The following is a 19,126-nucleotide window of genomic DNA, read 5'->3' on the forward strand; positions in this document are numbered from 1 at the left end:
ACAGATCGCGTGCTATAGTTGTATGAGGCTGTGCTGCCACAGCCTCATGTAGCATATGACCTATCGCAGGCGCCGGTAGTGCTCGGCCGTGAACTTCACGTCGTCGTTCAGATCGGACTTCTCCACGACCCAGGCCAGGTAGTCCGCCGGCACCTCGCTCCAGGCCATGCCGCGGTGCTTGCCAAACGCCACGCGGGTCAGCAGCACGGGCTCCGTCGTCCAGGCGATGAGCTCCTCGACGGTGGCGAGCTCCAGCAGCTCGCGCAGGAGAAAGGCCGTGACGTAGGCATCGGGCAGAGCGCGATGGGCGTTGCTGGCGAACACCGAGCACAAGCCCTTCGGCCGCAGCCAGTAGCGGAGCGCCTGGTTGTTGTGCGCTGGAGCGTCGGGCCAGACCCGCAGGGCGCACTTATAGGTGCAGATCGCCGGGCGCCCATCCAGCTTGTCCCCGAGCCACTGGCTGTCGAAGCGCCAGTTGTGCGAGGCGAACACGTCGATGTCGGCCTCGCGGGAGTAGTCGAGGTAGTGGGGCAGGAGCTCCTCAAGGGGGCGGCAGTGGCCCACGTCCTCATCGGTGAGGTGGTGCACGGCCGAGGCCTGAGGCGGGATCTTGGTGTAGGGCCGGACGAGGTCCGACCCGATGGGGACGACCTCCCGGCCGATGATGTCGACGGCGGCAATCTCTACCACAGCATCGTCGGGGCTGATGCCGGTGGTTTCGAGGTCGAGGACGCGGAAGCGGGCAGGCTTGTCGGAATAGATAGTCATGGATTCCTCCCCGCTCACTGGAGTCGCTTGCGCTTGAACACCTGGAGCGCCCGCTCCCAGCTCTGCGCCTCACTATCGGTGCGCAGGAAGTCGGCGGTGCTCGCCCGGAAGGTCGGGTAAATACCGGGCACGAAGATCACCTTTTCAAGGGACAGCGCGACGAAGGCCGACACGTCATAGTCGGTGTCCACGTAGGCGTAGGTGCCCGTGGCGGAGCGCCAGTTGCCCCGGGTCGCTCTGTAGTCCCAGCGGCTGCGCTTGGCGTTGCTGCGCCCCTTGACCTGCACCCGGCAGATCCGTCCGTCGCCCACATCGACGACAATGTCGTAGGGGAGGTCACGGCGGGCGTCGTGGGCATCGAAGCCCCAGTTCAGAAGCTTGAAGAGGACGAGGGCCTCGGCAGCATCACCGGTCCGCACGTCATTGCGGGTAGACCGCAGTGCTTTGGGTGGGGTGTCATCGTCGAAGAGAGAATACTGGCTCATAGGTAACCCTTTGATAGCCCAGGAGTGATGGCAAAGGCGCGCAGAAGGGCGGCCTCGTATGCGATCAGCAACGAGCGATTGGTCGATCTGTAAGGTGGCTAGAGAGTGCCGCAGCGGGCGCTTAGACCAGTTCGACAGATGCCATCATCGGCAACCTCCTCCTTGTCCTTGTGCGACAGGAGGGGTAGGGTTGGCCTCGCTCGGCAAGAGCACGGGGACATCCCCACCCAGAGCCGCGACCCTGCCAGGGGTTTAGCGGCTCTTTCCTTTCGCGCCTCCCGAGGGGAGGCTCCAAATGAGACATAAGCTCATCTGTCATTGATGCCTTGTAATGCCCTTAAGAGGCAACATGGCCGAGTCGAGTCCAGTTAACGATAGCCAGATAAGCTATTGAAAACACATCAAGATCTAATTTTACCAAAGGACTCCCTTTAGTCTGCTGCAGCCAGAATCAATGTGGGGCAAAACCACCTGTATGAACTAAGTCTTTGTTGCTGCTCAGCTTTTTATGTGCGTTTTGAATTTCACCTCAAAAGGGCATCAAACCGGCACCTTTCTACCCGTCCATCAAGCGCGAGATCGTCGAATGCGATACATTGTAGCTGCGCGCAATCTGAGTTAGAGGCTCGCCAGCTTCACGTCGAGCAAGAGCCTCCTGCTTCTGATGCCTTGTCAGCTTCGGCTTGCGTCCAAGCTTCACACCGCGGGCCTTAGCCCGCTCACGCCCTTCGCCAGTCCTGGCCCGGATGAGCTCGCGCTCGAACTCGGCCAGCCCTCCCAGCACCGTCAGCATCAAGCGTCCATGCGGGGTCGTCGTATCGGCCCAAGCATCGTTCAGGGACCGGAAGCCAGCGCCCTTCTTGGCGATCTCGTCGAGGACGTTGAGGAGGTCGCGGGTCGAGCGGGCCAGGCGGTCCAGCCGGGTGACGAGGAGCACGTCGTCGGGCCCGAGGGCGGTGATCGCCTTCTTGAGCTGGAGACGGTCGGCCCGAGCACCCGAAATCTTCTCCTTGAAGATCTTCTCGGCCCCGGCAGCCTTCAGCTGGTCGACTTGGGCCTCGAGGGTCTGCCCCTCAGTGGAGACGCGGGCGTAAGCAATCAGAGCCATCGGATCAGCACCTATTTCGCACATATAATTTGCACAGCCTAAGTGACTGATCCGATTGTGTCGGGGTCTTTGTGCGAAATTCGTGATTTATGCACAATCCTATACCGCTTGGCTTTTTATCATTCTTGATCGGCTGCCGATCCCGCCATATCTAGATACGTAGAAAATTCATTGGAACCAATTGACATGTATGATCATCGATGCGCATACATCGGGTGTTAGAAGATTTTTACAGCGTCTATAGATTGGAGATGGAAATGACATACATCAAACCAGAAGACGTGCATTCGCCGAAATCCCGTTGGCGCATGTTCGAGGTGATCCTCGATCGTGGTCCAGGGGATGCCGCTTATGCCATCGGCATGTGGGACAATGGGAGGGTTCTAGCGACCAGATGGAACGGCACTGACGACAACCCTATCGGGACGCCACAGGCGCGCGGGATGCCCACGTGGATGATCCTCGAGGAGCCCCTATACGACGCAGTAATCAGCATGGTGCCAGCTGACCAACAGCCAATTGCAAAGGCCTTTCTGGGCCGCAAGTAGCCAATTCTGATCCAGGCAGCCTTAGCTGGGCGGCAAACCCGGCTAACTGGAATATTGCCTATCGCGGGTTCCAGGTCGCGACGGGCAAATGCTCTTTCTCATCGTAAATCGCCCAGGCCACCGTGGCACGGAAAACGGGGCCATTTGTAAGTCAAAACATAAACCAGAAAAGCCAGAGGAATAAGAAGCATTCTATGAGGTAAAAATGCGCAAGACTGATCATCTTCAGGTCAGGGTAAAGCAGAGAGGCTTTAGAAGCGGAGATGACGATTTAATACTTACTCTCGGCATAGAGAGTTTCGGAACTGGATACTTCCTAAGATCGAAAGACGTTGAGGAGGCGATCCGAGCTCTGAAAGAAACGATTGTGCGCCTAGAGCGCCTGAAGGGAACACTTCTCGTGAGTGAACGAGGGGTGATGAAGACGATCTACCGCCCCTCCCGTCACAGGGAGCGGCGAGTGCTTCAGCAAGCTTCTACATGAGGAAACTGAATGGCTCAAAGCGTTTCATATGGCTGGGCACAGCCCTTCGTCACACAACTCTGTAAACTTGATCCCTTCAACATTGGCTTCTGTCTCGAGGCCGATCATCCGACCCGCCAATACGTTGTGCTGGCCTTACGCGGACTTGAAGTCCGAGGTGCCGGGCTCGCTGGATTGACGACCTTGGCTCATGACTTAAGCCGACTGCCGCGGCGGGAGGTGATTGCGCAGGTTTGGGACCAGGACCCGGGAAGCCTCACCGTCCTTAAGAAATGCCCAAACCGGATCCTCCCGCGTAATTTTTACGATGGCTTGATGGCCATCGTAACCGATGAAAAGCGAGTTTCCGCGATCAGGCATTGCAAGCAACTGACTCCAAAATTGGTTACAGCCGTTGTGCGCTCTGACGCCGATCTGCTGACCCAGGTGGATCCTGATCTGCTGACTCGTCTCGGAGGGACAGATGCGCTGCGCTACATTGTCGACGGAGTCCACAAGCTCAGGCCCGATCTCGACAGGGCTGCCATCATTCAATCTCTTAAGGCTCTTAAGAACACGTCTCATCTCGAAACGTGGTTAGCTAAACTGGTAATCAGGCTCGACCTGCCGCCGGCACCATGGGACGGCACAGACCGGATAGTTCCCGTCCGTAGCGTTAGGGAGCTCCGAGCCCTCGGGCATCGCTTTCAGAACTGTTTAGGCCAGTATCGGTGGCAGGGCGCTCTCAAAGGGGACAGGGCTTACTATCACTGCCGGGGCAGGCCGTCCGCCGTTGCATGTCTTGTCCGCGATCCGCTCTTCAATCAGTGGAGGTTGGAGGAAATCCGAGGGCGCAAAAACTCCGCCATCCGTGATCCTCGCTACGTTGAGACCTTTGCGTCAGCCGGATTTCCGATGCTCAACGACAACATCGCCTACGCCATCTTGTAAGCCGTCACAAAGACTAGCCACCAGAAACCAACCACCTTGCACTTTATCAACCAGATCTCGACCCGTTGGTCCGAGCTAAGAAGGAGCTGTGTCCATGTCGTATACTCTACCCCAAGACGTTCGTGCACCGCGTGACATGATCGAAATGGTTGATGTGTTGATTGATGACGGGGAGTATTCCCCAGCATACGCCTTGCTCCTGTGGAAGGAGAGCGGCGAGCATACGATCGGGTTCCGGTGGAATGGCGGGGAAGGCAGGGAGAAAGGAACGCCTATCTCCAATTTCCAGCCTGTATGGATCGTGCTGGACAGGCGCGTTTTCCCGGCTGTTCTCTCTGCTATCCCGGATGAAGCTCTGCGAGCTAAAGCAACAAAACTCATCTACGGCGGAGTCTAACAGGCCATAGAGAATGAGCAGCCTTGGCCCAAGTTCAGGGCTGCTCATCGCCATCAGGGAAACGGTTCACGTGCATAGCAACCTCATGACTCTAGGGAAAACAGCAGGAAGTTTTCCGTGAAGCAAAAGGAAAGCCCTTTGGACATCCAGAGATTGCCATGGCCGTTATACGTCCTCGATTTTGAAGCAAGCTCCCTCGAACCTGGGGGCTATCCGATTGAAGTCGGGCTCGCACTCTGGTCCGCACCGGATAAGCCCGTCCATAGCTGGTCCACGTTGATTTGTCCTACTGAGGACTGGCTTCGACACGGCGACTGGAGCAAAGCCTCCCGTGCGGTCCACGGGATCAGCCAGAGTGAGCTTAAGAGTAGCCCCAAGCCTCAGGAGGTCGCGCAAGCGCTGAACGAGGCCCTTGCATCAACCGGTATCGCTTGGTGCGACGGAGGCCCATACGACGCGCAATGGGCGCGCTCGTTATTCAAGGCCGCTGGTCTCAAACCCGCATTTTCACTGGGTGACTGGCATGGAATGCTGTCGAGGCTCGAAAGCGAGTCGCGGGAGCGCGCGCTTCACTGGCTTGAGACGACACCTTCCAAGCACCGAGCACAGGAAGATGCCGAGCACCTGGTGCTGGCGCTTGCCCATGCTGCCGGCATCGAGGTCGGGCCTCCCCAGCGGCTTGAGGCCCGCATTCCTGCTCTATCGGGGCTGACCGCCGCCTCAACAGATCATCAGGAACCTGACGATAAGCCCCGCAGTGGTCTGCCTTCATGAGCGGCGAACAGAGCACATCAGTGCCCAAGGTTGGTATCTTCTGGGTGTTGGAGACGGCACCGGTGATGATCCGGGTCGCTTCACTCTCGTAACCGATGCTACGGATCTTGCCCACGCTGAGCCTTACCTTCACTTCCTGACCTATCCCGGAGCGCATTACGAAGTCTGGGAGCGCTGGCGCAGCCTTGGACCAGCCGGATTGGCTAAGCGGGGCCTACCGAAACTAATCGCCTGGCATGAATACGAGGAGTTTCCACGCGGGCGGATCGTGTTTGATACAGAAACCGACACCTTCATCATCTACGCGGACCGGCGCCTGCAAGGCGCGGATCAGGTGGAGGCGATCCGGCGCGCCTTCGGCCTTGAGCACGCCACCATGGTTGTCCGCTCGGACGCGCATTACCAAACCCCGCCACCCCGGCCATAGTATACGCAGATGGAGATAAGCCAATGGATAGAGCCCAGCCGGACAATTATTGGTCGGATAGCCTGAAAGCAGCAACACGCGAGGCAATCAAGAACCTTGACGTCCTCGCCACCCCAGACGGAAGCCTGCCCCTCAAGCATGTAGACGGAGCCTTCGGCACAATTTCTCTGGATGATCTCGTGAGTGACAGGCTGCGGGTCGTTGACCGTCAGACCGGAGCGGAGAGCATGTTCGAGAGTGCCGATGCCCTCATTGCGGCTGGCTGGGCAATTGACTGAAAATCCAGTTCCGCGAAGGCGCTTATCGGGAATGGTGCACAATTCTGATTTATGCACAGCGCTTCAGCGCTGATCAAAGCCTCCAAGCCATATGGGTCCCCATTTGCGTGATGGGTTCCCCATCACGTGGAAACCTTCCCACTTTGATGACTTTCCTTGAAGTATATGGGTAACCCATCAATGTATAAGCTAACTATTACATGATGGGTGAGCCAATAATACAGCATACCCATAATAAAAATTGATATATAAGGGAAACAAAGAACGGAATACGATATTTATACTGTATAAGCCGCTTCTGGCTTGAGGGAGGTAGCAATGGAAGACTACGATTTTATCATCTCACGTTTAGGTAATCTCACCACATCCCAGATCTTCTCCGTGAAGCGCGCTGCAGAGGACATCTTGCGCAACAGGAACATCATCCGTGGTGGGAACAACGCCGTGTCTAGTTATGCCGAGACCCTCTGCTGCTCGGCACTCGACTTGATGCTGGAGGCTCAGTCGAACTCTGGCCACGACGCCATCTGCAGGAAGGGCCGCCGCTACCAGATCAAGGCACGCAAGCTGTCCAACCCAAGGGGCTCGCGCCAGCTCGGTGCCATCCGCCGGCTGGAGAGCAAGCCGTTCGACAACCTGATCGGCATCCTCTTCGATGAGGATCACAACGTCATCCGGGCAGCGGACATCCCGATCGACGTTGTTCGTGAGCGGGCCAAGTTCCAGGAGCACACGAACTCCTCGATCTTCATGCTGCACGATGATGTCTGGAGGGATCCACGCGTGAAGGATGTGACCGACTTGGTTCGGGGTGCAGCAGCAAAGCTGGAGAACCCGGACTCGTAGCGTTCAGCGCCATATCACCTAGTGCTCGATGGTGCCCTCGGTCCACGCCGAGGGCACTCTTTTATCGGTTCATAGACCTACATCAGCGGCTTGCGATGGCTCGGTAGATTGCACGCCATCGATTGAAAATGTCGGGGAGGCCGTTTCAACCACTACGGGGCTCAACTTCCTTCAACCGTCTGGAGCCTCGCCAGATTGTCCGGATCAGACAGGGCCAAGACAGGATTTGCCTTCTGTTGCCTCTGACCCTCGCCGGAATGGCTTGTTCTTGGACTTTTGAGCAAGACTACAGGATGAGGCGCAGGGCATGGGCGAGAACAGCAAGCGGCGTGCCCGCTCAGAGGTATTCTTATGGTCTGGTAGATATTCACCCAGACCACTCCAACCGAACCTTCGCTGACCTGGCTTAACCGGACGCTAGTTGCTCCAGTCCATGCGATAGGTCCAGTAGCACTCGGTCTCGCCCTCGGGGCGTAGGCATTGGTCGCTGGTGGTCTCGAAGGTGCGCTGGGCGTAGACCTTGGTGCCCTTCTCCAGGATCACACAGCCCTTCTCGTAGAAGAAGCGCTCGGCCGCGACCTTGTCCTGCAGCGACATTTTCCGGAGGTCCTGCCAGTCATGGGCGTAGGAGCAGGCGAGCAAGCTGCGCTCAAGAGTGACCGGGCCGACAGCGAGGGCGGGAGTGCCTGCGAGAGCAAGGATGAGGGCAGGGATGATCTTCTTCACGCTTGGTCTTTCCGGAGCAGCGCCTGATGGAACCTTGAACTCGCATCGCCCGATGCCACCAGCAAGCGTTAAAAGGAAGGAGCGTTAAAGCCGAAACTTCATTACGCTTAAACGCTTTTGGACGCTGAGCTCCCAGGATGAGGCACCGGAACCAGGCCGACGCAGGCCCCATGCCCTCCGAGAGGGTCAAGGATCTCTAGGACATCCACGTCCGGAGGCCCGTCAGAATGCGCCAAATTGAGGGTTGTCGGCATACTTCTGGTGCTTGGCTTCCTCCTGCTCCCGCGCCTTGCCGAGCTTGCTGGTGCTTCTCAAGAGGCGGCGGATGTTCTCCTCATTCCAAGGCTTGCCTTGAGGCGTGAGGCGGTTTCTCTGGTTCAAGGCATCGGCGAACTCACGGGCAGTCTTCGCGCCAGTATCACGGATCTGCCGGATGAGGGGCTCATACTCCAGGGTGCGGAGGGTTGACTTGCGCTTGGTGGCCTCACCGCCTTTGCGCTGGGCTTCCTTGAGGCTCTTGAGGTTCCCGAGACGCTGGCCTTGGTCTTTGAGGGTCTTCAGCTTCTTTCTGGTGCGCTCCGAGATCATGTCTCCATCCCTCTGCGCGCGCTTTGCCTGGCCTCTCAAGATGGCCTTGTCGGCACCCTCACCATCGTTGGCGCTGATGATGGTCAGCTCCGGATCATCCAGGAGCTTCTGGATCAAGGGCTCATGGCGGCCAAGGCGATCGATGTCGGCGATGAAGATGGGCCAACGCTTCTTGCGAGCGAGCTCAAGGGCGTCCTGAAGACCACGACGGTCTCGGACGCTGCTCTCCCCTCTGCCGGTATGGACGTCAGAAAACACCTTCTGGATCCGGTAGCCGAGCTCCTTGGCGAACTCCCTGATCTGGGTCTCCTGGGCATCGAGACCGAACCCACTTTGGCCTTGTGCCTGTGTCGATACCCTCGTGTAGCCCAGTGCTCGGTTCATGGTGGTTTTGTCGTCTCCGTTCTGGACATAGCTTAACGACCCCTTTTAGCCCTGTCCAGGAGTAAGGTCGTAAACGTCTGGATCCTCAACAGGCCTGTTGAGGACTCTCAAGCAGCTAAGCTACCATCATGATCTTGGTTGCCTCAGTTTGGGGCTGAGTAGTCCTTCAAGAAGCCCCATGAGCAAGAAGCCTTCAAAGCAGCCGGACCTTGTCCTTGGGCCGCTTCCCGCCGAAATCATCCGGACCACAATTGGGATAGACCTTGATCCGGGGAGTGTCATCGTCAGTGCCGCAGCTCAGCGCCACGCCGCAGTTCGGCATCCGGACGAGTATGGAGTTTGCCTGCCCCTGCTAGCCACGGTGGTTGCCGATCCTCTTTATGTTGGTGACGACTTCAGGAATGAGGGCAAGATCGAGATCATCGGCGGGGCGCTTCCGCCTGACGCTCTGCTGCTGATCGCTATCTGCATTGAAGCTGATACGGGCGGCCGTTATCACGTTGCTAGTTTCTACCCAGTTTCGCGCAAGAAAGCCCAGCACCGCAAGGACAAGGGATTTTTGAAGATTGCCCTGAAACGCTAAAGGGCTCCGATCTCTCGGAGCCCTTTTGAAGCTTTGAACACGAACTTTGCCGGGGTGCCCACTTCCGGATCTCTTCACCACTTTCGCGGCTACTTTGCCTAATAGACCTGTCCACTAGGCGTGTGAGGAGGCCGTTCTCACCTCAAAACTGTGTTCGGCTATAGGCCCAATATGTGTGGCGCCATTCCACGAGTCAATGGCGTTTTTGCATCATGGTTCCCCCAAGCTGCTATGGGTTCCCCATCGCATCATAACCTCCCCTCAACTGGAAAGGACACCATAACGCCTATCCCAAAGAGTGAGAGGGTAGCCTACACGTTCATACCTGCCTTCTGAAGACGGGTCTCGGCAGCTTCAACCGCATCCTGCTTGAACCGCTGTGTGCCAAATTCAACGACCAAAGCTTCAACAGTCGCTTCGAGCAGACCCATGCTGCGGAGGGTTTCAAATCCTTCGCTGCTACCTGCCTGCCGGACTTGGTTTTCCAAATGCTCGATCAGCCCATGCAAGGCAATCCAGTTCCAGGTCCTCTGCGCATGCCGGCGCGAGAAGAAGCCGTGTTTCTGGCGCAGCCCATACCGTTCATACACATCCATGGCCCAAGCCATACGAACTGCGAGCGGATCGTCTCGATCAAGCTTCTTGTCGTGCTGGAGCAGCTTGTCCAAGGTCGGGTTACCAGCCCAGCCCTCGTTGTAGACCAAGCCTCCAGCCTTACGGCCGGGAGCCTCGACCAACCTGATTTGGTTCTGCTTCCGCATGTCGAGCAGATGATGGTAAGTTGCGCGCTTCTCTTCGTCGGCTTTCGCGCCGACGCAGGCATAGACGCCATCATGCGAGATCGGTCCCTTCTCACGGACACACTCGATGATGAGATCCTCAATAGTCGGCGGCAACGTATTGGAAGTTACAGGCGTGGCTGCCTGCACAGGCGTAGCCTTGACATGATTGCGTGCCTCTTCGGCCAGCTCAGGCAGTTTGGCAATGAGTGCGTCAAAGTCTTGCCGCAGGAGGCTCTGAAGGACTGGGATGTCTGCTTCCGGCGTGGTCCTAAGCACATGAATCAGCGTTTTGTAGCCTGGCTGCATAAGTGCGTTTCCTTACAAAAGAGGGGCCTATTTTGTATAGAAACTAGGTATGGCTTCAGACCAAGAGAGTCAATAATGTTTGTTAAACAAAAAGCCCTGTTTAATATCGAAAGAGCACCGGGGGTATGATCAACAGCGTGCGCTAGCTCAGTAGTGAGGCAAAGGCAAAATCTTGAATATGAACATCCAGGGGTCGTTGAGGGCGATCAATCAATTTTGATGTAAGATATTGATACGTTTCAATAATATTGAAGAAATATGGCCCTTGCTATAAGCTCGAAAATGCATCTCTCCTTAGCTAGCTATTTGCTAGCTAGCAGATATCGTTCTTGGTGACATGCAAACCACTACCATCACTATCGAGGAGCTTGCTGACATCCTCAAGAACATGCCCGATGCCCATCTGGTAGACGGTGGTTCTTTTATGAGCACGACCGGTTACCACTGGAGCTATGGTTTCATGGTGATCATTCAAACCATCGACGAGATCATACTCGTGTCTGAGGTGCCGCTCCCGAAGCGTAGAGGCCATGGGCTGAAGCCGGCGCCTCATCACTGACGCCACGGAAACCTCAGGCGCGCCCTCGACCTCGCCGGCGGCCAGTGGCGCGGCACGTCCGGAAAGCCCTTTGTGCTCGATCGTGAGTGGAGCCCCGACGGTTGTAGCCGCTACATCTTCCGGCACATTCCGAGCGCCGCCAAGATTTTGAAGGACAATCCGGTCTATATCCCCAACAAGCTCCGGAGCCAGGCCAAGGACCTCTACAGCCGCGAGCGTGCGAGGCTTTTGGCGGCTTAGAGCTTGAAGGGTTTCGCCAGGAAGCGCTTGCTGACATCGTCTTTGCGGCGTGTCCGAATGCCCAGCATCATGCCAACGGCCATACCGCCGGATGCGAAGTTGGATCCAACGCCAGTATAGGCGGTAACGAACAAGCCGAGCACGACAAAACCGATCAATACCGGCAGCACCCCGGCCCATCGCGCCCAAGTCGGCAGTCCCCATAGGAAGTAGCCGACGCCGAAACCGAAGGTCATCGCAATCAGGAAAATAACAAAGCCCATACGGGTCTCCTTTCAGACCCTACCCTCAAGCGTAGCCTTAGAGCCCGCAATGGGAATGATGGACTAACTCCCAGCCTTATCAATCAACGTTGATTAAGGGCCACGTTAATCTTTAAGTAAGATAGCTGCTAGATAGCAGCCGTATGAGAAAGCTGGCATGTTCAACAATTGCTTAACGGTCTGTTTACCAGTGAGTCCGCGAAGTCAATGAAAGCTGAAGCATTGCGGGAATCTGTAGATCCGGCCATGCTTTGCGGTTAGGGCGCACCTGATTTGCGCCCAAGGAGACTGACCACGAAGACGCCGCGATAGAAAAAGCAAAGGCCCCCGAAACGCCAATTTCGGAGGCCTTGGAAATTCATAGGAGCTTTCGCAACCCGACAATTGCGAAGCTACCACGGCTCCAGCAGGAGTCAACGGGAAACGCCAATTTCTCGATCGGATTTGCTTTGCCTGACGCGGCCCAATGAGGGCCTAACCGTGCTTGTTCAACCCATGCTTCCTGTGATCAGGGCCAAGCCCCGACACCGGAATGTCCGCCGTCCCTTCCGGCCATCGCAGCCAGAGGGCAGCTATCGCTTACCGCGTGAGATCGCCGACCGCCTGGCGACCAATCTGGCCGGTTACAAGAACCGCGAGGCCGCCTTCACCCTGGCGGTCTTCATCGCCCGTTGGCACTCCGCGCCTCGTAAGATCGTCGAGGCCTTCCCGCTCGATCGCCGCGCCTTGGCCAACATCCCCGATTTGGACCTGACCGAGCGCCAGGCCCGCAGCGCCATCCGCGTGCTTGAGGAGATCGGCTTCCTCGACCGTGCGCTCGCATCCGGCTCGAAGTTCAAGGCGACCGAGGACGGCCTACGCCGCAAGCCAATCCTGTTCATGTTCGGCAACGAGGGGAGCGCGCAAGGTTTGTGCAATAAACCTCGGTACCTTGGACGAAGCGTGAACATTCCTCAGGTGAGCACCCCTCAGGCAGCGTCTCGGTGGCGGACATTGCGGAGCGGACGCTGCTGCCCGGCTCCAGTAACAGCATGCTGCCAGAGATAGTCGCCGGTTAGGCTAATATGCCGCCAGCCCAGTGGCGCGATATGCGTGAGAAGCTCATCCGGCACGATCCTGCCTTGAGATCGCAGATGCTCCACCGCTCGACCCATGTAGAGCGTATTCCAGTACACGATTGCAGCGATCACCAGATTGAGTCCCGAAGCCCGGTAGCTCTGGTTCTCAAACGTTCGATCCGTGATCCGGCCCTGCTTATGGGCAAAAATTGCCTGAGCCAAGGAATTGCGGGCCTCGCCCTTGTTGAGGCCGACATGACAGCGCCGCCGCAGGTCCGGGCTCTCCAGCCAGTCGAGCGTGAACAGGCTCCGCTCGATCCTTCCGATCTCCTGGAGGGCGAGATCCACCCGGTTCTGGCGCTTGTAGGCACTCAGCTTCTTCAGCATCACGGACGGAGCAACGGTGCCAGCTTTGAGGGAGGCTGCCAGATGCAGCACCTCGTCCCAGCCTTGACGAACCATGTCGGCGCGGATCGGGCGGCCCATCAATGGCTGGAGACTGCTCGGCACCTCCAGGCCCGCCATGGTGGCCAGCCGCCGATCCTTCAGGTCCCGCAGGCGGGGCACAAACCGGAAGCCGAGGAGGTTGCACAGGCCAAAGACGTGGTCGGTGGCGCCGCCCGTGTCGGTGTAGTGCTCATGGATCGACAATCCGGTTCCGTGATGCAGCAGGCCATCCAGAACATGCGGCGCCTCGCTTGTGGTGGCCGAGATCACCTTGGTGTGGAAAGGGCCGTACTGATCCGACAGATGGGTGTAGAACTTCACACCAGGATCCGAGCCATACTTCGCGTTGACCTCGCCGGCTCCGGCACTCCTGCGCCCGGTACGGAAGAACTGCCCGTCTGAGGAGGACGTGCTCCCGTCGCCCCAGAGGGCAGCCAGCGGGAGACGTTGGTGCGCATCGACGATGGCTCCGAGCGCTGCCTTGTAGGTTTCCTCCCGTAGGTACCAGGAATGTACCCAAGTGAGTTGAGCCTTGGTCACGCCCTGAGAGGCATCGGCCATTCTCTCAATGCCCAGATTGGTCGCATCGGCTAGCACCGCCGCCAGAACAGCCGTTACATCATCGACCGGCCTGCCGTCGCGCAGATCCGTGAAGCTGTGCGCAAAGCCAGTCGCCTGTGCGACTTCGTTCAGCAGTTCGGTGATGCGGATGTTCGGAACCAGCAGGTCGAGATCGCGATCAAGCCGATCCGCTTCTGGAGGCGTGAGGGCCCGCAGTGGGGTCACATGGAGTTCCTCGCCACGAAGGGAGACACCCGGCACGGCATTCTTGCTCAGCGCTCGGGCGAACCGCTTCAGCCGCCACTCGAGAAGCTGGCTCCGCTCGGCCAGATACGCATCCGCATCATCCGGGGCTTTCAAGGTGGCGATCGCTGACGGGGCAGAGGCCGGAGGCAGCAGATAGGTATCGAAGCGCTGGTAGTTGCGGGTGCCCTCGACCCAAATGTCGCCGGAGCGCAGGCGATCCCGCAGCACGGCAAACACGGCCGTCTCATACAGCCGCCAGTCCGGTTGACCCGCTTCCATGATCAACTGCTGCCAGGTCTTTGGAAGGAATGACGTGGGAGGCTTCTGAGGCAACTCCCGGCGACGGGAGCGGAGGCTGTTCCGGATCACGTTGAGCGCCGCAAGAACAGGGTTGAGCCGGCTGGTGCTGCGGAAGGTGAAGGCCTCCAGGAAGGGCAGTGCGAAGCGGCGTACCGTCATGAACTTCGCGGCTGCCATGACGAGTGTGTCGCCATCAGCGAGTTGAGCCAGTTCCTCAACTTGCGGCTGGACTTTGATCAACCGGCTCCAGCCAACCTCCTCATCAATGATCTCGAATGGATCTCCCCGCGTGGCGCGGGCAGTGCTCAGGGCCGTGATGGTCGAATGGAACAGGCGCATCAGGCGGCTGACTTCGCGACCTGTGGTCTGATAGGCGCGCTCCTGGCGTCGGCGGGCACGGGTGAAGAGGCTACCCACCAGGCGATCAAACATCGCGATGGCAGCGTCGGCCAGTTTCGCCTCGAGTTCAATGATCTGCGCTACAAGTGTCGTCCGACGCCGACGCATGCCGTATTCGTCAATCAGGAAGGCTGGAGCGACAGATCCCTCGCGCACGAACTGCTGAAAGCGGCGTTCGTGGACCCGGCTCACGATCTCGGGGCTGATCTGGAGGGACCGAGCGAAGGTCAACCGCTCAAGGAGTGCCGTCATGTTGGAGGAATTGGGAGCTTCGGCGATATCGCGTAGCCAGGCGAGGGGAGTGCGCATGAGCGTGGGGTCATTCACCAGCAGGGCATCGATTGCCGTGAGCTGATCCTCTGTCAAAGGAGCAAGAAGCGCCTGGGCAGCGCGCCTGCGGGCCAGGGCTCGGCCGGCACGGGCAAGCCGCTCGAGCCTGTTGGGCGCTGGCAGAATGATCCGATGAGTGCGCAACCAGTCAAGAACTGCCTGAACAATCGCTACCCCATTGTCCGTCGCCCAGGCTGCTTCCGCCGCAACGTTCAGCATGAGCGGCCAGTCCTCCTGCACTGCGGGCCGCAAGTTCAGGCGGGCCATCAATTCGGCGGCATGATCGAGCCGGGTTTGTGGCCGCCGGCTGTAATCCTCGAAGACGTGAGGTGAGACCTGAAGCTGGCTTGCCAGGAAGGTGAGCATCTCTCGCGGAGGAGCCTCGTTGAGGCGCAGCCCAAACCCGGGATACCGCAGAAGACAGAGTTGCACTGCAAACCCGAGCTGGTTGCGGGCACCGCGCTTGCGCAACACCAGATCAAGGTCGTCTTGGCTGAGGGTACAGTGCTTGATGATCAGGTGTTCCTGCCGAGGGACACCGAACACGAGTTGGCGTTCATCCTCAGTCAGCAAGCCACGTTGTGCCATTGTACGCCCCTACACAGCCCCGGCTTGATGATTGAAAGGAGGCCGGGGTCCCGGACGGGATTATGGGATTGACGAGAGCGGGGCACCGAATCCTGTTTGGCCGCTGTCCACAGAGTGAGCGGGGAGGGTAGGCCGATCACGCTCTGCCCATCATCTTCTATGTTCCTGCTTTGTCCGGTTCACCGAGGTTTATTGCACAAACCTTGCGCGCTCCCCTTCCGTCCTCATCACAAAGCCTGAGAGCATGCTTCAACAAAGCTGAGCCGTACCCCTTGCCCTGCTGCGCCGGATCCACCCCGATCAACGGCAAGTACCAGTGCGGCTCATCAGGATGATACTGCCCCATCTGCTCGAACACCGAGAACAGGGCGTCGTGCTCCTGCTCCGGGACAGTGCGCTGAAAGTGGGCCATCAAAGCCTCTTCGTCAGGCTGGATACCTGGCGGCAGCCACAACGCGACGGCTTGGGCATCGCCGATGAAATGGGCTGTTCCGCACTCGAAGGCCCTGCATCCAAAGATCCGGACAAGATCAGGGAAGTGGTTGAGATAATTCTCAGGCGCGGGATAGGTCCAGCGCGCGGCAGGATCCACACTGAAGGCGAGAACGATCGCAGCAACGAGGCGGGATTGATCGGCGACGCCGGCCGTCTGAACGTCACTATCCTTAGCACCATCCGCCAAGGTGGGGCTACGGGGCGCGCCGCTGCTCGAGGCGCTCGTCCGAGCCTCACGCGAGAATAGGTTCCCAGAGGTGTTCGCCTGTCCTGGCATCAGCCCCTCCATCAAGCCCCCTGGTCAAAGATCAACCGAGGCAGACGATATCAGGCATAAGACGACTATCCGGTGTGCCTGAGCACATGTCCAACTAGAGGAATGCTCACCCTAATCCGCCCCGGTTACAGCATTTGCATGTTCTGACATCACCGCATGGGAGCGGCAGGGACTCACATGTGAGCCGATAAAGGCCTGACAGTTCCCCAGCATGGCCTACGGCGCGCTGCGCTCTACCTTCCTGTCGGGCAAGGCACCACTGGGACCTCGCGATGACAGCTTCCGCTCCCATCTACCCAGCCCTCGTCCGCAAAGCCCTTGATCTTGCCGGGGAGGAGCTTCGAGGTCACCGGTATAAATCGGCATCGAGTACGGCCCCTTGGGCCGTCTGCCGTTACGCACATGATGTTGCTAGCGAATTCTTAGCATCAGCGGGGTCATCGTCGGCGCCGATGATGACCCCGCCAAATTCCTATTTATGCCGCTAAGCCGACGCGTTGCGCCTCCCTTGCGAGGGGTCAACGCTTCGGTGCCGTTTCACACCTTGCGAGGCATGCAGTGTGGCTCCTGACTATGCCGTGAAGTGAAGTGTCGCACCGAGTTGCCCTCATGTGAGGCGCAGCCCTTCCGCATCAGGGCTGATAGGATGAGGTCTGACTCAAAGGAAGTGTCCGAATGGCGACGAACAGCGGACCTTCAGAGGCTCCCGCTCGCGGTTACGGCGTGACCCAGTGCTGACCTTTCGCTGACCGTCTCACCAGTCTACGTGTTTGGTAGCGGAACGTTGTTGGGATCAGGTGCGTTGCGCGATTGAGGAGTATACTTGGCGCTTTGACGGCCTACGGCGCCGCGCTACTCACCGCAGGAGGAGGCCGTGATGCACTCCCTTCATCCGCAAGCCCGCACCACTCCAGCCGTTCGCCAGGAGATCGCCCGCTCGAGCGAGCCCACCGGCGTCTTGGCCCAGCGCTTCTTGCTCTGACAGCGACAGAGGAGCCGGATCGCGTGCTTGCGGTGATAGCCGGTGACTGCGACGAACTCATCCAGGATGAGCTGCTTGTCCACCCGGCCGCTTGATCGGTAACACTCGATGATCGCTTCAACCAGTTCCGAGCGTGTTGCCATGCTGAGACGCCTTGCCATCCACCATCCCCGCAACAGGATGAGAAAAGATGACCCATCCCACTCGGGAAGGCGAACCTACTGGTAACATTCAATGTGAGGCAATGCGCAATGGAACGACACCGATCCTGAACGGTTGTTCAGACTGCAGGTCGTGTTCCCATGCCTCCCCATGGCGAGATCTGCGGAATACACGCATTGGAAAACAGAGAGCCCGGCCTTGTGCCGGGTTCTTTGTGTGCAGGCCCAGAAACCTCCCGGAACATTGTCCTGAAGTGCGCCGTTGGATTCGACAGAACCGGGCTGAGTGAGTCCGGTCACATGGGAGATTGCACATGCGTGTAGCATTTATGACGACTGTTGCGGCGGCTGCTCTTTCCTTGAGCGTCGCGGCTATGGCTCAGACAAGCGGATCGGGCGGCACGTCGGGTTCATCGGGTTCGTCGGGTGGCACGACCGTCGCGCCGCAGGGCGGCAGCGGCGGGACGTCGGGCGGCGGTGCTGGGACGTCCGGTAGCGGAACCGGCACCTCAGGTGGTGCTGCATCAGGCACCTCGGGAGGCACGAGCGGCGGCACTTCGGGAGGCACGAGCGGCGGCGCAGCCAGCGGCACAACAGGCGGAGCTGGCACAACAGGCGGCGCTGCGAGCGGCACTTCTGGTGGTACGGCCGGCACGAGCGGCACAGCATCGGGCACAACCAGCTCCAGCAGCTCGACCACGGTCAACATCTCAGGCGAGCAGCGGACTCGCGCTGTTGAGACGTTGCGGAGCGTCAACATCCGGCCTGTGCAGCAGAACGTGACGATCACCGTGGGTCAGACGGTGCCGACCACCGTGACAGAACTTGTGGACTGCCCGACCACCCTTGAGAGCCTGATCACCGGCGTGCGGGACTGTAAGGTGGTGCTGGTCGGCGACCGGTACTACATCGTCGAGGGCAGCAGCCGTCGGGTTGTCACGGTCATCGAACGGTAAACCTCAAAGAGCAGGTTCCCTGGCATTCTTGAGCCCCGCGTCTGTCAATTACGTGGGGCTCTTTTCATTGACGCCGGCGTAAGCCCGCCTATGTTGCCGCTAACATAAGTTAATCTTCATGAAAGAGCCGAGCCTTGAACAAGCCGAAGCTGAACCTCCGGACAATCCAGGCTGGTGCGGCTATGTTGCACGGATTGGTTGGTGAACGTACTGAGCCCACCCCAAGCCTCTGCTTAAGCGATGCGGACGGATTTCGGGCATCCAAGCTCAAGCATGCGGTTCAGGGCATGAGCAGCGATGGCGACCTCCGTCTTGCGACGCTGATCCGTCCGTGAGCGTAGGGCGTTTCCAATCACTCGCTTGAAGCGGCTGATCGCCGACTCCACCAAGGCACGGCGCGTATACCCAGAGGTATTCTGCCAGCCGATGCGTCCATGCTCCGCGATGCTTTGAAGATGCCGATCGCGCTGGGTCGGAGTGGTCTCCACATCCTCACTCAGCACCGCTGTTGATCGTGGCGGGATAATCACGTCAGCATCAGGATGGCGCGTGGCGACAGCGCTGTAGATACCAGTCTGATCGTAGGCTCCATCGCCGATGACGGAGGTCAGCGGACCTGGGATTTGGTCAAGTAATGGCTCGACCTGCGAGCCATCATCGACGTCATTGGATGTCAGCTCTGATGCCAGGACCTGTCCGGTATCGGCATCGACGCCGATGTGTAGCTTTCGCCAGGCGCGGCGCCTTCGAGTCCCATGTTTTTCGATAAGCCATGCGGATTTCGCGGGATGGTGAGCACGGATTTCACCGCATCGTGAGCACGGATTTCAGAGGATCGTGAGCAGCGATT

Annotated in this window: 24 protein-coding genes; 13 read left to right on the top strand and 11 right to left on the bottom strand. The window is 58.6% G+C overall.

Annotated features, from left to right (window positions below):
* Window positions 1-60: 60 nt before the first annotated feature.
* From JQC81_RS18050 to JQC81_RS18060, 3 genes are all read right to left on the bottom strand, one after another.
* Window positions 61-768, bottom strand: coding sequence for an exonuclease domain-containing protein (locus JQC81_RS18050; protein WP_203273172.1), 708 nt, complete (start codon window positions 766-768; stop codon window positions 61-63).
* A gap of 14 nt (window positions 769-782) precedes the next feature.
* A complete protein-coding gene (locus tag JQC81_RS18055; RefSeq protein WP_203273173.1) occupies window positions 783-1,253 on the bottom strand; it encodes a group I intron-associated PD-(D/E)XK endonuclease in 471 nt (156 codons plus the stop codon).
* Between the two features lie 556 nt (window positions 1,254-1,809).
* Window positions 1,810-2,361 (bottom strand): recombinase family protein, encoded by a 552-nt coding sequence (locus tag JQC81_RS18060; protein ID WP_246520510.1) that lies wholly within the window; start codon window positions 2,359-2,361, stop codon window positions 1,810-1,812.
* 257 nt (window positions 2,362-2,618) lie between these two features.
* Here JQC81_RS18060 and JQC81_RS18065 point away from each other — a divergent pair, with 257 nt between their 5' ends.
* The 8 genes from JQC81_RS18065 (at window position 2,619) to JQC81_RS18100 (ending at window position 7,045) form a co-directional block, all read left to right on the top strand.
* Window positions 2,619-2,909, top strand: coding sequence for a hypothetical protein (locus tag JQC81_RS18065; protein WP_203273175.1), 291 nt, complete (start codon window positions 2,619-2,621; stop codon window positions 2,907-2,909).
* Between the two features lie 205 nt (window positions 2,910-3,114).
* Window positions 3,115-3,393, top strand: coding sequence for a hypothetical protein (locus JQC81_RS18070; RefSeq protein ID WP_203273176.1), 279 nt, complete (start codon window positions 3,115-3,117; stop codon window positions 3,391-3,393).
* A 9-nt stretch (window positions 3,394-3,402) separates the two neighbouring features.
* Entirely contained in the window at window positions 3,403-4,323 is a 921-nt protein-coding gene (locus tag JQC81_RS18075; RefSeq protein ID WP_203273177.1) for a hypothetical protein, read from the top strand.
* Window positions 4,324-4,417: 94 nt separating this feature from the next.
* Entirely contained in the window at window positions 4,418-4,720 is a 303-nt protein-coding gene (locus JQC81_RS18080) for a hypothetical protein (RefSeq protein ID WP_203273178.1), read from the top strand.
* A gap of 117 nt (window positions 4,721-4,837) precedes the next feature.
* Complete coding sequence (locus JQC81_RS18085) at window positions 4,838-5,494, top strand: 3'-5' exonuclease family protein (RefSeq protein WP_203273179.1); 657 nt, start codon at window positions 4,838-4,840, stop codon at window positions 5,492-5,494.
* Window positions 5,478-5,921, top strand: a complete 444-nt coding sequence (locus tag JQC81_RS18090; RefSeq protein WP_203273180.1) for a hypothetical protein — start codon at window positions 5,478-5,480, stop codon at window positions 5,919-5,921. Before JQC81_RS18085 ends, JQC81_RS18090 begins: the two co-directional genes overlap by 17 nt.
* 23 nt (window positions 5,922-5,944) lie before the next feature.
* Window positions 5,945-6,199, top strand: a complete 255-nt coding sequence (locus tag JQC81_RS18095) for a hypothetical protein (RefSeq protein ID WP_203273181.1) — start codon at window positions 5,945-5,947, stop codon at window positions 6,197-6,199.
* 318 nt (window positions 6,200-6,517) lie between these two features.
* Window positions 6,518-7,045 (top strand): DUF6998 domain-containing protein, encoded by a 528-nt coding sequence (locus tag JQC81_RS18100; protein WP_203273182.1) that lies wholly within the window; start codon window positions 6,518-6,520, stop codon window positions 7,043-7,045.
* Between the two features lie 417 nt (window positions 7,046-7,462).
* Here the strand turns inward: JQC81_RS18100 and JQC81_RS18105 are convergent, their stop codons facing one another.
* Both JQC81_RS18105 and JQC81_RS18110 read right to left on the bottom strand, forming a co-directional pair.
* Window positions 7,463-7,771: a hypothetical protein gene (locus tag JQC81_RS18105; protein ID WP_203273183.1), complete on the bottom strand. Its 309-nt coding sequence runs from the start codon at window positions 7,769-7,771 to the stop codon at window positions 7,463-7,465.
* Window positions 7,772-7,993: 222 nt separating this feature from the next.
* Window positions 7,994-8,743, bottom strand: a complete 750-nt coding sequence (locus tag JQC81_RS18110) for a recombinase family protein (RefSeq protein WP_203273184.1) — start codon at window positions 8,741-8,743, stop codon at window positions 7,994-7,996.
* Window positions 8,744-8,921: 178 nt separating this feature from the next.
* Here JQC81_RS18110 and JQC81_RS18115 point away from each other — a divergent pair, with 178 nt between their 5' ends.
* The gene (locus tag JQC81_RS18115) at window positions 8,922-9,326 is read left to right on the top strand and encodes a hypothetical protein (protein WP_203273185.1); all 405 of its coding nucleotides are present in this window, start codon (window positions 8,922-8,924) and stop codon (window positions 9,324-9,326) included.
* A gap of 311 nt (window positions 9,327-9,637) precedes the next feature.
* Here the strand turns inward: JQC81_RS18115 and JQC81_RS18120 are convergent, their stop codons facing one another.
* Window positions 9,638-10,414: a hypothetical protein gene (locus tag JQC81_RS18120; protein ID WP_203273186.1), complete on the bottom strand. Its 777-nt coding sequence runs from the start codon at window positions 10,412-10,414 to the stop codon at window positions 9,638-9,640.
* A gap of 337 nt (window positions 10,415-10,751) precedes the next feature.
* Here JQC81_RS18120 and JQC81_RS18125 point away from each other — a divergent pair, with 337 nt between their 5' ends.
* Window positions 10,752-10,973 (top strand): hypothetical protein, encoded by a 222-nt coding sequence (locus JQC81_RS18125; RefSeq protein WP_203273187.1) that lies wholly within the window; start codon window positions 10,752-10,754, stop codon window positions 10,971-10,973.
* Window positions 10,974-11,045: 72 nt separating this feature from the next.
* On the top strand, window positions 11,046-11,213 hold the full coding sequence (locus JQC81_RS18130) for a hypothetical protein (RefSeq protein ID WP_203273188.1): 168 nt from the start codon (window positions 11,046-11,048) through the stop codon (window positions 11,211-11,213).
* On the opposite strand, the gene JQC81_RS18135 is transcribed toward JQC81_RS18130, so the two are convergent.
* Window positions 11,210-11,476, bottom strand: a complete 267-nt coding sequence (locus tag JQC81_RS18135) for a hypothetical protein (RefSeq protein ID WP_203273189.1) — start codon at window positions 11,474-11,476, stop codon at window positions 11,210-11,212. The two genes, JQC81_RS18130 and JQC81_RS18135, sit on opposite strands and share 4 nt — an antisense overlap.
* 480 nt (window positions 11,477-11,956) lie before the next feature.
* Between JQC81_RS18135 and JQC81_RS18140 the strand changes: the two genes are divergently transcribed.
* Complete coding sequence (locus JQC81_RS18140; protein ID WP_203273190.1) at window positions 11,957-12,523, top strand: hypothetical protein; 567 nt, start codon at window positions 11,957-11,959, stop codon at window positions 12,521-12,523.
* Here JQC81_RS18140 and JQC81_RS18145 read toward each other — a convergent pair.
* From JQC81_RS18145 to JQC81_RS33240, 3 genes are all read right to left on the bottom strand, one after another.
* The gene (locus JQC81_RS18145; RefSeq protein ID WP_203273162.1) at window positions 12,445-15,405 is read right to left on the bottom strand and encodes a Tn3 family transposase; all 2,961 of its coding nucleotides are present in this window, start codon (window positions 15,403-15,405) and stop codon (window positions 12,445-12,447) included. The genes JQC81_RS18140 and JQC81_RS18145 overlap by 79 nt on opposite strands.
* Before the next feature lie 157 nt (window positions 15,406-15,562).
* Entirely contained in the window at window positions 15,563-15,997 is a 435-nt protein-coding gene (locus JQC81_RS34140) for a GNAT family N-acetyltransferase (RefSeq protein ID WP_203273191.1), read from the bottom strand.
* A gap of 1,068 nt (window positions 15,998-17,065) precedes the next feature.
* Window positions 17,066-17,302, bottom strand: coding sequence for a hypothetical protein (locus JQC81_RS33240; RefSeq protein WP_246520512.1), 237 nt, complete (start codon window positions 17,300-17,302; stop codon window positions 17,066-17,068).
* Between the two features lie 332 nt (window positions 17,303-17,634).
* Here JQC81_RS33240 and JQC81_RS18160 point away from each other — a divergent pair, with 332 nt between their 5' ends.
* Window positions 17,635-18,276 (top strand): DUF1236 domain-containing protein, encoded by a 642-nt coding sequence (locus JQC81_RS18160; protein WP_203273192.1) that lies wholly within the window; start codon window positions 17,635-17,637, stop codon window positions 18,274-18,276.
* Between the two features lie 233 nt (window positions 18,277-18,509).
* On the opposite strand, the gene JQC81_RS18165 is transcribed toward JQC81_RS18160, so the two are convergent.
* A complete protein-coding gene (locus JQC81_RS18165; protein ID WP_312887547.1) occupies window positions 18,510-19,079 on the bottom strand; it encodes an IS5 family transposase in 570 nt (189 codons plus the stop codon).
* Window positions 19,080-19,126 lie beyond the last annotated feature (47 nt).

Origin of the sequence: Microvirga arabica (assembly GCF_016811235.1) — a bacterium.
Classification (GTDB): domain Bacteria; phylum Pseudomonadota; class Alphaproteobacteria; order Rhizobiales; family Beijerinckiaceae; genus Microvirga; species Microvirga arabica.